This window comes from Vibrio sp. D431a (assembly GCF_030248655.1).
GTDB lineage: Bacteria > Pseudomonadota > Gammaproteobacteria > Enterobacterales > Vibrionaceae > Vibrio > Vibrio alginolyticus.
The window spans coordinates 317,898-330,000 of sequence record NZ_JAHGAP010000002.1 but is presented as its reverse complement, the minus strand read 5'-3'; the positions used below and the strand labels follow the sequence as shown (position 1 = coordinate 330,000).

Sequence of the window (12,103 nt, the reverse complement as noted above, 5' to 3'; positions counted from 1 at the left end):
CGAGGAAAAAGGTTATGACCAAACAACAAATGATCGCCCTGTTTATCGCCATGATCATCACCAGTGCCCTCGTTTCGGCCGTCACAATTATTGGCGGAATCTGGTACTTAAACAAACACGCTCAAGAGTCACCTGACTCTGGTTCACTGATCGAAGACTCTCCACTGTCTTTTTTGGTCACAGAACAACCGACAAGCAAAGGTCCTAGCTTCCATCCTTTGGACAAAGTCGTTTTGACCGTTAAAGGCAAGAAACAGACTCACTTTGTGATGCTAGAACTGGCAATTGAGACACGCCGCCCAGAGCGTATCAAAGAGATCGATGAATACATGCCTATGGTACAAAACTCTCTATTAAAACTGTTTAGCGACAAAACGTTTGATCAGTTACAGCAAGCGGGTGCCATCGATATTCTGCAAGACGAAGTGAAGCAAACGCTTCTACTCGCTTTTGCTAAAACAGACATCGTCCGAGAAATCGACGATGTTTTGTTGACTAAATATGTTGTGCAATAACGGAGCACAACCATGTTAGACATGAATGTACAAGACACTTACACCACAGAAGAGGAAGTGACAACACCGTCACGACCAATTGATGAAAACGCATTGCTACAACGTCATCAGGTCATGGTAAAACGCGTAGTTAACCAGCTGCGCGTTCATGCCACTTCTCACTGTAGTATTGAAGATATGCAGCAGATAGGCCTTATCGCTCTAGTCGAGGCTGGACGCCGATATGGCGATGTTGACGATCCTCACTTTCCTGCTTTCGCCGTTTGTCGAGTTCGGGGAGCTATTTTAGACGAATTACGCCGACTAGATTGGCGTTCACGTAAGACTCGTCAACAAGCCCACGAGCTCAACGACGTGACTCGAGATCTCACTCGAACGTTAGGTCGAATGCCAACGGATGCCGAAATCATCCAGGCTTTAGGGACGAATGAGCAAGATTATTACAACCGTCAAAATGCCGCTCTCGCAGGCGAGATGCAAAGCCTTGATCAACTGATGGAGAGCAGCGGTGATAGCTACATTGGCGGACAATACGATGGCATGGAACATGAACATATTCGTCGTAGTTTAGACAGTGCTTTGGGTAAGTTACCTAAGCGTGATCAACTGCTCCTGACTCTGTTCTATCAACATGAACTCAACTTACACGAAATAGCTCTGGTATTGGATCTGACACCACCTCGTATATGTCAGCTTCACAAACAAGCGCTGAAACAACTCAACCAATTAATGTCCTCTTAGGAGTCACAAGATGCAAAAGTTTTTTGGAGTGCTCACTATCCTGGTGTGCGTCTTCGGTGGATATATGTGGGCCGGTGGTAGCTTAGGTGCTATCTGGCAGCCAGCCGAATTCCTTATCATTATTGGCGCCGCTGCTGGTTCTCTGATCATCGGTAATCCGCCTCATGTACTGAAAGAAATGCGTCGCCAAGTGCCAGCGACCATTAAAGGTCCAACAGAAGAGCATGAGTACTACATGGAATTAATGGCACTACTCAACAACTTGCTAGAGACAGCGAGAAACCGCGGATACAAGTTTCTGGATTCTCATATTGAGGCTCCGGAGCAAAGCTCTATGTTCCTCGCTTACCCGACGATCGCAGAAGATCATCGCCTAATTTCTTTCATTACTGACAATTTACGTTTAATGGCAATGGGACAGATGTCGCCTCATGAATTAGAGGGACTGCTAGAGCAAGAAATCGAAGCAATACAGAACGAAATGCTTTTACCTTCACGCTCACTACAGCGTACAGCAGAAGCACTACCTGGCTTCGGTATTCTTGCAGCAGTTGGTGGCATCATTATCACCATGCAAGCTATTGATGGCTCAATCGCTATGATTGGTTATCACGTTGCGGCAGCTCTCGTTGGTACATTCATTGGTATTTTCGGTTGTTACTGTGGCTTAGATCCACTAAGTAACGCCATGGCTCAGCGAGTAAAACGTAATATGACTGCTTTTGAGTGCGTTCGTGCAACCTTGGTTGCCTACGTAGCGAAAAAGCCGACATTGCTCGCCATTGACGCTGGTCGTAAACATATTCAGCTAGACATCAAACCAACATTCAACCAAATGGAGAAGTGGTTAGCTGAACAGGAGGGATAATGCAAAAACAAGAGCATGTAGTGTTCAAACGTGCCAAAGTATACAGCCATGATGAGTCGTCTCATGGCGGCGCGTGGAAAGTCGCGTTTGCTGACTTCATGATCGCCCTAATGGCGCTGTTTCTTGTACTTTGGGTTATGCAGGTGGTAGACAAAGAAGAGCGTAAAGCGATTGTTGCCCACTTGCATAGTTCAAGCGTATTCGACAAGAGTTACGGCAACCCATTTGATACGTCACAAAGTATTTCTCCTATCGACTTGGCACAGGACTCTTCTGTGCCAAGTAAACACAACTCCAACCATGTGGTAAGCTCCTACTTCAAAGGTGATGGGGATGGACCAGAAATTGATTCTTTGATTCCTGGTAACTTCGATACTCAAGAGCAACTTGCCGCACTAGCGAAAGTAATTGAGCAAATGACTGCCCAAATTAATGCGCAGGGAAATGTAAACGTCACGGTGACACCACAAGGTTTGCGTATCGTCCTTCAAGATGATTACAAACAGCACATGTTCAGCCGTGGTGGTGCAGAACTTACTCCTTTTTTTGAAGATTTACTGCTCGCACTAGCACCTGTATTTCATCGTGTTAACAACCCTCTGATCATCAGCGGACACACAGATGCAATTCCATTTAAAAAGCGTTTTGGTCGTCAATCTAACTGGGCGTTATCAGCCTCTCGAGCAGACGTAGCAAGAAATACGTTAGTTGAAGGCGGTATGCCGGATGATAGAGTAATGCAGGTAACGGGTATGTCAGATAGAGCGCTGCTTAATCCTGATGAGCCAGATTCTAGCGAAAACCGTCGTATTGAGCTGTTTGTTTTAACGACTCCTGCCGCTAAAGTGCTTGAGACCCTTTTTGGCAACCACCAAGAAAGCGAACTGCAAAAAGCGAAAGATAAGGCTGAATTCAACCAACCAGTCATTCGTCAAGAAGTCATCAATTACTCCGGCGATACCGCCACCAGCGAAGTAAAAATTCAAGAATTATAATCTTAAAAGGTCACCACTCTTTTGGTGACCTCTCTAACCAAAGCCTCTGTTACTGTGACTTTTTAGTTGAGTTCTATATGCACATAACATCATCCGAAAAAAGAAAAAGCGACTTACTAAAGAAAGCCTTTTTATGGCTCATTGTCTTCGATTACCTTTTATTGGCGTTTTTCTTAACTCAGCTATCAAGTATGACACTAAACAGCGGAACCATGATCAGCTTGTTACTTGTAGTTTATAACGTCTTACTTGTTTCGCTATGTTTTCAACGAACCAACAAGCAGGACTCTTACATTATCTACCCTGTTTTATCCGCAACGTTATTAGCATTTGTCTGCTTTCTTTACTTCTTTTTTTTAATTTAGCTCCCCGACTCGACCATTGATTTTATTTTTACTGCTTTTTCGAAGTGGTCGAGCTGATGAGTCTGAATCCACCACGTAGCCGCTTCCATCAACAGCTCTGGGTCGTCATTTTTATTAGCGAAAAACGCATAAAATGAGAGACCAACCAATTCACCTTTACTCGCGATCTTTTTGTCACAGACCTCTATAATTTTGTCTCTCAGCGAAGCTCTCATTTCTAATCCCTTAACCTAGTACATACTCACTAACCATACGGTTGAAAGAAATCAAATCAAACGAGCCTTTAATTTCAAAACGCACTCTTCCCACCTCACTCATGAAGAACTCGATTTCACAATCCAAATCAAAAGTACCAGAGGTCTCGATAGAAAATGCATTGATCTTACTGTAAGGCAAAGAAGTGTAATCCACTTTTGAGCCGGTAATCCCTTGCACATTTGCCGCTATCACTCGCTTGTTCGTAAACACCACTTGGTCACGAACTGTTTTAAAAGCAGCGAAAATAGTCTCACCATCAATCAAGAACTTAAGGAAGTCTTCTCTGGCATTAGAAACGTCAATCGGCTTAAGCTTAAATACAGAGGAATTGTCGAAATCAATCATAATTAATCCTTTGAGTGGGCGTTAGAACGAATTATCAACGTATCAGATAGCACCACTTTTGCCTACTCGCAACGCACGTTTCTGCTTGATTCGCCCAACAACAAAGCGTCACTCACTTCCACCCTTGCATCCATTGCTCAGAGTCTTTTAGGTCTTGCCAGTTCATCTCTCGGTCGCGTTTACTCATGACTGCCTCGATGACACATCTCACAACGTTACCATCTTCATCTAGTTCCATTTCTGTCACGACAAAATGCTTCTCTTTGTTTTTAGGTGAAATTGCCGTCCATTTACTGTGCAATAGTTTCTTAGGGTGGATTCTGTTCATCGCATTGTACCAATTTAACTACCATGTTGATGTATACGACTGAATACCAAGAGAGAATCAGATTTAGTTTTTGCAAACCGACAAAAGATAAAACCGCAAAAGAGATCACTCCCTTTCGCGGCTCTAACTACAATCCGACTAGGTCTTCTGACCATTCAGTCGAGGGTTTAGGTACTGATTTTGTAGCAACTGTAACCCTTTACCGACCAGAACAATCACTACCGCGCCAATCAGGACAGGCGTGAAGAGAAAACTCCATCCCTGCCCAGACGCCATGATCAAAATTGGATTTGCCCCCGCAGGTGGATGAGTGGTCTTCGTAATCAGCATCGCAGACACACCTAGCCCCGTCGCAATCGCGAGCGTGACCGGCGTGACGTCAACATACTGGCTAAACGCAATACCGATAGATGCCGTAATGAAGTGACCAATGATCACGTTTTTTGGTTGAGCGAGAGGGCTGCTAGGCACCCCAAACACCAGTACTGCGGTAGCACCAAATGGTGCCATCAGGAGTACAACCTCCGTCAGTGATACCTCAGCGTAGGACAATACGCCAATAGCCAACGTAGCGCCAAGCCCGGCAACCAACGATAAAATTAAATTATTCATAAACACCTCAAAGTAGACCGAATTGTCTACAAAATAAAATAGATAAATCTGTCTACCTTTGTCAATATGTGTTTATGGAACTTTTTGAGGACGTAGTTATGAACAAAAAGAAACAGTTATTGATCGACACAGCTTTGTCACTGTTTTATAAACAAGGCATCAACTCTATTGGCATCAATGAAGTCCTCAATGTTTCCGGCGTGGCTAAACGCACGCTATATAACCATTTTGAGAGCAAAGAAGCGCTTATCATCGCCGCATTAGAACAACGCCACCAAGTATTTATGGAATGGTTGGAGGAAAAGCTTTCTTCAGCACAAACGTGCGCGGAGGTGATCGATCAGTTATTTACAGCACTCAACGGCTGGTTTCATGGCTCTGAAGAAAAGTTGGGCGAGTTTCGCGGTTGCTTTTTCATCAATACGTCCGCGGAATTCAGTGACGACAGTGGCGAGATCGCAACGTATTGCCGCTACCATAAGCAGCAAGTCAGAGAGCTAATTCATCACTATCTCAAATCAGACAACGCTGCATTACTCGATGCCATTTGCATCATGAAAGAGGGCGCGATCACTACCGCTTACATGACGAAAGAGTACGACAACATCACGAAGAAATGCGTGACCATTTTGCACAAGCTTTAATGCGTTCAGGTATAGTCATTTGCGGATTAAGTATGCAAACCAAAGGCACCAATCGGTGCCTTTTGTTTCAGTTAGTCAGTGTACTTATAGCTCGTGCTCGGTACGTGCGATGATGTCGTCTTGAGCATCTGGTGATAGCGCGGTGAAGAAGGCTGAGTAGCCTGCAACTCGCACAACAAGATCACGATATTGTTCAGGGTTCTTCTTCGCAGCTAGCAAGGTCTCGCGAGAGACGATGTTGTACTGCACGTGCCAGCCTTTGTGGTGGTTGAAGAAGGTGCGAATCAACATAGAAAGCTTGAGCTTGTCCCCTTCAGACTCAACCGCTGCCGGGCTCAACTTCTGGTTAAGCAGCACGCCACCAAGGATCTTATTCGCTTGAATCTTACCAACCGAGTTGTATACCGCTGTTGGACCTAAACGGTCTGAGCCAGATGACGGGCTTGCACCTTCTGCCAGTGGTGTTTTCGCTTTACGACCGTCTGGCGTCGCCATGGTTGAAGCACCAAATGGGACGTTTGCCGAGATACTTGATGTACCTGCGTAGTAACCGCCGCCAATTGGACCACGCCCATGACGCGTATTAACGAACTGTTCTAGCTCATCAATGTACACTTGGTAAGCGTCTGCCAGTAGTTGGTCTACTGCGTCATCATCGTTACCGTATTTTGGTGCAAAGTTGATAAGACGTTGGCGAAGCTGTTCGTTCTCCATGCCGTCGAAATCTTCAGCCAATGCTTTTGCTAGCTGTTGTTGTGAGATAAGGGGCTGGGTGATTTGCGCGTCATCGAAAACAAGGTGCTTGATGGCAGCTAGGCTGTTACCCAAGTTTGCGATACCGACTTGCAAACCAGATACCCAATCGTATTTCGCGCCGCCTTCTTTCACGGTTTTACCGCGAGCCAAACAGTCATCCACTAGCGTTGAACAGAAGATGTCTTGTGCCTGCTGTTCAAGCACGCTGTCCACTACCGTATCAATCTCAATCGATTTACGGGTGTAGTAGCGGATTTGCTCTGCCCAAGAAGCTGTCACTTGCTCAAAGTTCTCAAAGTTACCTTTTGCTAATGACTTATCGTGTGGCAAGAAAGCTTTACCCGTTGTTGCATCCACACCTTCGTTCAATGAAGCTAGCAAGATACGAGCGAAGTTAATGAAGCTCATGCCCGTACAACGGTAACCCCATTTGCCCGGAACTGCGGTCTCGATACAGCCGATAGATGCGTAGTTGTAAGCGTCTTCTTTCTCTACACCAAGCTTGATGAATTCAGGAATAACAATCTCATCGTTGTTGAACGCTGGCATACCGAAGCCGCATTTAATCACTTCAATACAGCCCATTAAGAACTCTTGGTTTAAACCTTCATGGTAACGCACACTCAAGTTAGGTTGCGTCGAACGTAACTGACCACAAGATTCCAGAATCGCCCAAGAAAGTGGATTCACTGCATCTTCAGGCTCACCCTTTTCATTCAACTTCTGACCGCCGATACACACGTTTTGATACAGCGGAGAACCTGCCGATGCTTTTGAGTGTGCACCAGAGCGAATCTTGTTTACTTCAAGCAACTTCAACCAGCAGCTTTGTAAAAGCTCTAGTGCAAAGTCTTTTTCAATCGCGCCGTTTTCGATATCGCGAACATAAAATTCGTTTAGGAATTGGTCCATACGACCGAAAGAAACCGAGTGACCATTCGATTCGATTTGTAGCATCAACTGAACAAAGTAGCTCAATTGCAGTGCTTGCCAGAAGTTTTCTGGTGCGTGGCTTGCTACATGACAACAGTTTGCAGCAATGCTTTCTAATTCAGCTTTGCGCAGGGGGCGCGTCTCTTCTAACGCCATTTTTGCTGCTAATTCAGCGTAGCTCACCATGTGATCTTGAGTGGCAAGCAGTACGATTTCGACTGATTTGTAGAACTGCTCTTTCTTCAAGCCTTCAAAGGTCGAAACATCATTGTTAGCACGGTGCTGACGAACATCCTCTAGCAAACCGTTCATGCCTAGCTTCAAGATTTTCTCGTTATCCACCGCAAGGTGCGCGTCACCCGAAGTCATGTTGCCTTCGGCTTTAATGATGGTGCTGGCTAAGATTTCTTGCTGTTCATCAGTAAACAAACCATAACAACGGTCTTGAACGGTTTTACCGCGCCAATACGGTGTGATGCTGTGGATGCTTTGCTTATCTTCTTCAGTAACAGCAAAGCCTGCACCAGGACGGTCAGCTAGCTCATCAATTTCCGCTTCAATCCAACGCACTGTGTATTCTGGGAAAATAGGCGCAGCGCGTACTTTGCTCGCTTGGTTACCGACGATTAGCTCATCGTGTTTAATCCAAATAGTACGAGTGCGTAAGTGCTCTTGCAGTGCTAGCGCACGTTGAACAATAACAGGTTTGTCTTCGTTTGCTTGATAAGCACGAGTGTATGCCTCTGCGCGCTCGGTACAGACAGGTGGCGTTACGATATTTACCAGTGCCGATTTGTGCGCTTTGATACGCTCAGGAAGGTAATTCAGGTCCATAGTTAACCTCTTACAATCACGTTAAGTTGGGTGTTTTCGCTTGCGTATTGCATGGCGCTTTCTAGCAGTTCTGTTTTGTTTAATGGCTTGTCAGAACACTCGTAAGGCATATCGAGCAAACGGTATTTATTGATGCCGAGCGTGTGGTACGGCAGCAAGTGAAGTTCTTGGCAGCTCTCTAGTGAAGCCGCAAAATCGATGATGTCTTTCAACTCTTCGATGGTGTCATTGAACCCCGGCACAACGGGAACGCGAATCACAATGCGTTTCGCGATAGGTGCCAGTTTTCGGAAATTGTCTTTGATGCGTTTTAGTGAACCTTTCGCCCAACTAAGAAACTTTTCTTCATCGGTGTGTTTTAAATCTGCCAACCAACAATCGATATGCGGCGCGGCTTTTTCGACGTTCTTCCACGGCACATGCATGCACGATTCAATAGCGGTAGAGACTTGGTTGTCGTGCAGACGCTGCGCGAGTTCTGCTACCAAATCGGCTTGCATGAGTGGCTCACCACCGGAGAAAGTCACGCCACCTTGGCTTTGGTCGTAGAAAGGTTTGTCCTTCATTAAGGTGTCGAACAACATGTCTGATTTCGCCTCTTCACCGCAGACAGTCAGTGCTTGCGTAGGACAGACGTCTCGCAGCGCGATCAATTGGTCTTCTTTGATGGCTTTGCGATTGATGATGATCTGGTTGTCGATACGTTGAATACCATCACCCATCGTTTCACTACCCTCCGTGGTTAGAGTTGTGGCTTGATAAGCAGAAACGCACAGCTGGCAACCTTCCATACAGCTTCGCTGATCAAACAACAGTGAATGCTTTTCGCTGCGGCTTTCTGGGTTTTGACACCAAGGGCAAGACAAGCTGCATCCTTTAAGAAAAAGAATGGAACGAATGCCATCGCCATCATGGGTAGAGAATCGTTGGATATTGAAATACATCTCTGCTTGCCTCTTGGTCTGTGCTACCGCTGTGTACTTAATCCGTTTCTTACTGGTCAAGTCTTATCAGCGGCTTTTCTTTGTTCGAACTGAAAGCTTCATTTGAGCGTTTACAAGTTTCACTTAACTTTCATTTAATGAAATTATTATAGTTTCAAATGAAATTTCAATTGATCAAAATCAAGATCTCGTTCGATTGTCAGATCTATAGTGATCCCATCATCAAAACGAAGATTTTGTTTAAGGTAGAAACCATGATTGAACTTTATTTAGATACTGCTGATGTGGCAGAAGTAAAACGCTTTAACCAGTGCCTACCGCTAAAAGGCGTGACGACAAACCCAAGCATTTTGGCGAAGTCAAAACAGGGACTGAATGAAACCCTAGCAGGCATGCAAGAAGCACTTGGCGGGACACCTCGCTTTCACGCTCAAGTCGTGAGTTCAACCGTCGAAGGCATGGTGGCAGAAGCACGCCAATTGAATGAATTGCCTTACGATATGGTGGTAAAAGTGCCAGCAACAGAAACCGGCTTAGCGGCAATTAAGCTAATGAAAAAAGAGGGAATTCAGGTTCTTGCTACCGCTATCTATTCAGCTCAACAGGGTTTCCTTGCGGCACTGTGCGGTGCAGACTACCTAGCACCTTACGTAAACCGCATTGATGCGATGAACGGCAACGGTGTTGAAGTGGTCGCGGATCTTCAATTGTTGCTCGATCAAAACCAACTACCAGCGAAGATTTTGGCAGCCAGTTTCAAGAACACTCAACAAGCGATGGAAGTGATGAAACTGGGTATAGAAGCCATCACATTACCGACCGATGTGGCAGCACAAATGTTCACTCACCCAGCAGTAAAACCGGCGGTTGAGCAGTTCGATAAAGACTGGAAAGAGACGTTCGGCGAGAAACTTTCATTTGAAAGCTAATTAAAAGTAACAGCTAGACCTTTCAATGAATAATAAAGGGAATCTTAACTCACCCTGTGCGCCGGTGAGTTTAAGGTTCCCTTTTGTATTTCATATAAAGAGGTGAGGTTTACAGCAGTTCTCTATTGGTCAGTGACCAAAGGTACACGCGCTTGAGTAAACTGATTTTGAACCTCTTACGAATACCTCGTTTGGAATGGCGGAATCGGTTTGGTAGCGCAATGGCTTTCATCTCGGTTTTCATTTCTTTTCCATCCACCAACACAGTAGACCTCCGATGCAGTAAGCCAGCAGATCTTTCCAATCAAATGTGGCGCCCAAAATTACAGCCAGAGGCGATGAAGATTCGATACCAAGCCAAGCTGCGACCTGAAGCAATTGCCCCAACTCGACGGCAAACGCAATCAACACCACCAGTGAAACCATCCAGTTAACGGGCATGGAGAACAAGCTTGCAAGAAAGTAGTAGAGCCAAACCACAACCAGAACATCACCAAATGTCGGACGAATAAAGCTGTCTCGAACATAGAGCGCAATAACGACCAATGCGATAAAACACACCAAGCTTTTCAGTCCATTTTTTGCAGATAATCGCAGGTGGATAGCACACGTTTCTTCCACCATATCGCTTGGCTGCTCAGTGAGAATTGCTCGTTTAAACATCTTCATGATTCGCCTTTGCACTTTCTTCCGCTTTCTTATTTCGTGCGTACCAGTCGATGTTTCGTGTAATGACCATAGTGAAGCTCAAAATCGCGAAACACAGTAATGTCCCCATGACCAATGCGTAGCTTTCTGCTTGTAGCAAGCCAAACAGTAATCCGTAAAGAGTGAGCAAACACGCTCCAAATATCGCGCCGTGTTTGGTGTTGCTCAACATACCGCTCACGTACACACTTAAAAGCCAGGTCGATGCAACTGCCGACACCACATATGCCCAGTTAAAGCCGAGGTGTTCACTCATCGAAATCAGCAACAGATAGAAAAGTGCTAAAGCCAGACCAATAAAGCCGTATTGCACTGGGTGAACCGGACGCGCTTGGAACAGCTCCAGTAAGAAGAAACTCGCAAACACTAATGTGATAACCAACAGTGAATAGTTCACAGCTCGGTGAGACTTCAAATAGTGGTCCACGGGGTCAATCAAATCTACGCCCATTTGTCGCTGTTCAAGCTCGTGACAAGCGTGATTCGATGACAAACAGCTTTGGAACAGCTGCGCGATATTGGTTGAGAAGTTGTTGCTCGCCCACTGTGCATTAAATCCATCTTCAGATACCTCTGACGACACCGGTAAGTAATCACCGATAAAGCTTGGATGCGCCCATTTTGAAGAGAGCTCAACCGTTGTTTGACTGCCGATTGGTGTGACTTGAAGCTGCCCCATCCCTTGCAACAAGAAGTTAAGATCGAATGCCAAAGGTTGTTCTGCGTTTAGGTCTGCAAGTGTCAGAGTACTGTGGAAGCCTTGTGGTAACTGGTCTAACCCCGTTCCCGGTGCGACTTCGATGTTAGCACTCGCCATGGTCATGTCATCCAAACGAATTAATCCGCGGCTGTCTTCAATGCCAACCACTAGGCTCATGTTGTCAATATCAAGCCCATGCAACGCCGCGAGATCGTCTGCATCAAAAGCGCCTTTCAGTGCCACTTGTGCTTTGTATAAACGCGCACGGTAAATGCCTCGGTACTTTTCAAAACTGTCCAGATTCGCGCTCATATCAAAAGTGCTAGGTAAAAGAAATTTACGACGCTCTTTAATCTGTACTTTGTCATCTCGGTAACTGGTTTCGGTGTAGTTAACCATGATGAATGGACCAATGATGCGCTGCTCGCCGCTGCTACTGCGTGCGATGTCGTTTCTGACTTCATCTTGGCGATATGAGCGTTCTGAGATCAGCCCTGTGACCATTGAAAGCGGGATTTGCAGTAAGACAAACAAAAACAGCACGAAGGCGAACTTCGTGCCGAGTTGGTTATTGAGGATCTTTTTCATGTTTCATTCTCCATTTGCTGATGGAAGTAATCTAAATCAG

16 protein-coding genes are annotated in these 12,103 nt (G+C 45.5%); 7 read left to right on the top strand and 9 right to left on the bottom strand.

Translation table 11 applies throughout. The annotated features are described in order from the left end of the window. Nucleotides 1–14: 14 nt before the first annotated feature. From fliL to KJB35_RS03705, 5 genes are all read left to right on the top strand, one after another. Nucleotides 15–515 carry a flagellar basal body-associated protein FliL gene (gene fliL, locus KJB35_RS03725; RefSeq protein ID WP_104976426.1) on the top strand — a complete coding sequence of 167 codons (501 nt, stop codon included), beginning with the start codon at nucleotides 15–17 and terminating at the stop codon, nucleotides 513–515. 12 nt (nucleotides 516–527) lie between these two features. Next, nucleotides 528–1,256, top strand: a complete 729-nt coding sequence (locus tag KJB35_RS03720; protein WP_005375008.1) for a FliA/WhiG family RNA polymerase sigma factor — start codon at nucleotides 528–530, stop codon at nucleotides 1,254–1,256. A gap of 10 nt (nucleotides 1,257–1,266) precedes the next feature. Beyond that, nucleotides 1,267–2,124 (top strand): flagellar motor stator protein MotA, encoded by an 858-nt coding sequence (motA, locus tag KJB35_RS03715; protein WP_005375006.1) that lies wholly within the window; start codon nucleotides 1,267–1,269, stop codon nucleotides 2,122–2,124. After that, nucleotides 2,124–3,119: a flagellar motor protein MotB gene (locus tag KJB35_RS03710; RefSeq protein ID WP_005375003.1), complete on the top strand. Its 996-nt coding sequence runs from the start codon at nucleotides 2,124–2,126 to the stop codon at nucleotides 3,117–3,119. Before motA ends, KJB35_RS03710 begins: the two co-directional genes overlap by 1 nt. Nucleotides 3,120–3,196: 77 nt before the next feature. After that, nucleotides 3,197–3,484, top strand: coding sequence for a hypothetical protein (locus KJB35_RS03705; protein ID WP_005375002.1), 288 nt, complete (start codon nucleotides 3,197–3,199; stop codon nucleotides 3,482–3,484). Here KJB35_RS03705 and KJB35_RS03700 read toward each other — a convergent pair. The 4 genes from KJB35_RS03700 to KJB35_RS03685 all read right to left on the bottom strand — a co-directional run bounded on the left by KJB35_RS03700 (nucleotide 3,481) and on the right by KJB35_RS03685 (nucleotide 5,027). Continuing rightward, entirely contained in the window at nucleotides 3,481–3,699 is a 219-nt protein-coding gene (locus KJB35_RS03700; protein ID WP_017634431.1) for a DUF6500 family protein, read from the bottom strand. The two genes, KJB35_RS03705 and KJB35_RS03700, sit on opposite strands and share 4 nt — an antisense overlap. Before the next feature lie 10 nt (nucleotides 3,700–3,709). Beyond that, on the bottom strand, nucleotides 3,710–4,087 hold the full coding sequence (locus KJB35_RS03695; protein WP_005386881.1) for a PH domain-containing protein: 378 nt from the start codon (nucleotides 4,085–4,087) through the stop codon (nucleotides 3,710–3,712). A gap of 112 nt (nucleotides 4,088–4,199) precedes the next feature. Then, nucleotides 4,200–4,415, bottom strand: coding sequence for a TIGR02450 family Trp-rich protein (locus KJB35_RS03690; RefSeq protein WP_005374999.1), 216 nt, complete (start codon nucleotides 4,413–4,415; stop codon nucleotides 4,200–4,202). A 138-nt stretch (nucleotides 4,416–4,553) separates the two neighbouring features. Beyond that, the gene (locus KJB35_RS03685; RefSeq protein ID WP_064354938.1) at nucleotides 4,554–5,027 is read right to left on the bottom strand and encodes an HPP family protein; all 474 of its coding nucleotides are present in this window, start codon (nucleotides 5,025–5,027) and stop codon (nucleotides 4,554–4,556) included. Nucleotides 5,028–5,125: 98 nt separating this feature from the next. On the opposite strand from KJB35_RS03685, the gene KJB35_RS03680 reads away from it, so the two are divergent. Continuing rightward, nucleotides 5,126–5,671: a TetR/AcrR family transcriptional regulator gene (locus KJB35_RS03680; protein ID WP_025768600.1), complete on the top strand. Its 546-nt coding sequence runs from the start codon at nucleotides 5,126–5,128 to the stop codon at nucleotides 5,669–5,671. An 84-nt stretch (nucleotides 5,672–5,755) separates the two neighbouring features. Here the strand turns inward: KJB35_RS03680 and KJB35_RS03675 are convergent, their stop codons facing one another. Next, nucleotides 5,756–8,194: a formate C-acetyltransferase/glycerol dehydratase family glycyl radical enzyme gene (locus tag KJB35_RS03675; protein ID WP_213907557.1), complete on the bottom strand. Its 2,439-nt coding sequence runs from the start codon at nucleotides 8,192–8,194 to the stop codon at nucleotides 5,756–5,758. 2 nt (nucleotides 8,195–8,196) lie between these two features. Continuing rightward, on the bottom strand, nucleotides 8,197–9,138 hold the full coding sequence (locus KJB35_RS03670) for a glycyl-radical enzyme activating protein (protein ID WP_182016675.1): 942 nt from the start codon (nucleotides 9,136–9,138) through the stop codon (nucleotides 8,197–8,199). A gap of 254 nt (nucleotides 9,139–9,392) precedes the next feature. Here KJB35_RS03670 and KJB35_RS03665 point away from each other — a divergent pair, with 254 nt between their 5' ends. Next, a complete protein-coding gene (locus tag KJB35_RS03665; RefSeq protein ID WP_031778878.1) occupies nucleotides 9,393–10,067 on the top strand; it encodes a fructose-6-phosphate aldolase in 675 nt (224 codons plus the stop codon). Nucleotides 10,068–10,176: 109 nt separating this feature from the next. On the opposite strand, the gene KJB35_RS03660 is transcribed toward KJB35_RS03665, so the two are convergent. From KJB35_RS03660 to creD, 3 genes are read right to left on the bottom strand one after another with little or no spacing between them, the layout of a single operon-like run. Further along, entirely contained in the window at nucleotides 10,177–10,311 is a 135-nt protein-coding gene (locus tag KJB35_RS03660; protein ID WP_258644613.1) for a hypothetical protein, read from the bottom strand. Further along, on the bottom strand, nucleotides 10,308–10,736 hold the full coding sequence (locus KJB35_RS03655) for a DUF2809 domain-containing protein (protein WP_065275495.1): 429 nt from the start codon (nucleotides 10,734–10,736) through the stop codon (nucleotides 10,308–10,310). Before KJB35_RS03655 ends, KJB35_RS03660 begins: the two co-directional genes overlap by 4 nt. Further along, on the bottom strand, nucleotides 10,723–12,063 hold the full coding sequence (gene creD / locus KJB35_RS03650; RefSeq protein ID WP_213907556.1) for a cell envelope integrity protein CreD: 1,341 nt from the start codon (nucleotides 12,061–12,063) through the stop codon (nucleotides 10,723–10,725). The genes KJB35_RS03655 and creD overlap by 14 nt, the downstream gene beginning before the upstream one ends. Between the last annotated feature and the right edge of the window lie 40 nt (nucleotides 12,064–12,103).

Excerpts from the sequence above, each read along its gene's own strand:
- KJB35_RS03665 (WP_031778878.1), top strand. The coding sequence starts at position 9,393 with ATGATTGAACTTTATTTAGATACTGCTGATGTGGCAGAAGTAAAACGC.
- KJB35_RS03695 (WP_005386881.1), bottom strand. The coding sequence starts at position 4,087 with ATGATTGATTTCGACAATTCCTCTGTATTTAAGCTTAAGCCGATTGAC.
- KJB35_RS03655 (WP_065275495.1), bottom strand. The coding sequence starts at position 10,736 with ATGAAGATGTTTAAACGAGCAATTCTCACTGAGCAGCCAAGCGATATG.
- creD (WP_213907556.1), bottom strand. The coding sequence starts at position 12,063 with ATGAAAAAGATCCTCAATAACCAACTCGGCACGAAGTTCGCCTTCGTG.
- motA (WP_005375006.1), top strand. The coding sequence starts at position 1,267 with ATGCAAAAGTTTTTTGGAGTGCTCACTATCCTGGTGTGCGTCTTCGGT.
- KJB35_RS03675 (WP_213907557.1), bottom strand. The coding sequence starts at position 8,194 with ATGGACCTGAATTACCTTCCTGAGCGTATCAAAGCGCACAAATCGGCA.
- KJB35_RS03700 (WP_017634431.1), bottom strand. The coding sequence starts at position 3,699 with ATGAGAGCTTCGCTGAGAGACAAAATTATAGAGGTCTGTGACAAAAAG.
- KJB35_RS03680 (WP_025768600.1), top strand. The coding sequence starts at position 5,126 with ATGAACAAAAAGAAACAGTTATTGATCGACACAGCTTTGTCACTGTTT.
- KJB35_RS03660 (WP_258644613.1), bottom strand. The coding sequence starts at position 10,311 with ATGAAAACCGAGATGAAAGCCATTGCGCTACCAAACCGATTCCGCCAT.
- KJB35_RS03685 (WP_064354938.1), bottom strand. The coding sequence starts at position 5,027 with ATGAATAATTTAATTTTATCGTTGGTTGCCGGGCTTGGCGCTACGTTG.
- KJB35_RS03710 (WP_005375003.1), top strand. The coding sequence starts at position 2,124 with ATGCAAAAACAAGAGCATGTAGTGTTCAAACGTGCCAAAGTATACAGC.
- KJB35_RS03705 (WP_005375002.1), top strand. The coding sequence starts at position 3,197 with ATGCACATAACATCATCCGAAAAAAGAAAAAGCGACTTACTAAAGAAA.
- fliL (WP_104976426.1), top strand. The coding sequence starts at position 15 with ATGACCAAACAACAAATGATCGCCCTGTTTATCGCCATGATCATCACC.
- KJB35_RS03670 (WP_182016675.1), bottom strand. The coding sequence starts at position 9,138 with ATGTATTTCAATATCCAACGATTCTCTACCCATGATGGCGATGGCATT.
- KJB35_RS03720 (WP_005375008.1), top strand. The coding sequence starts at position 528 with ATGTTAGACATGAATGTACAAGACACTTACACCACAGAAGAGGAAGTG.
- KJB35_RS03690 (WP_005374999.1), bottom strand. The coding sequence starts at position 4,415 with ATGAACAGAATCCACCCTAAGAAACTATTGCACAGTAAATGGACGGCA.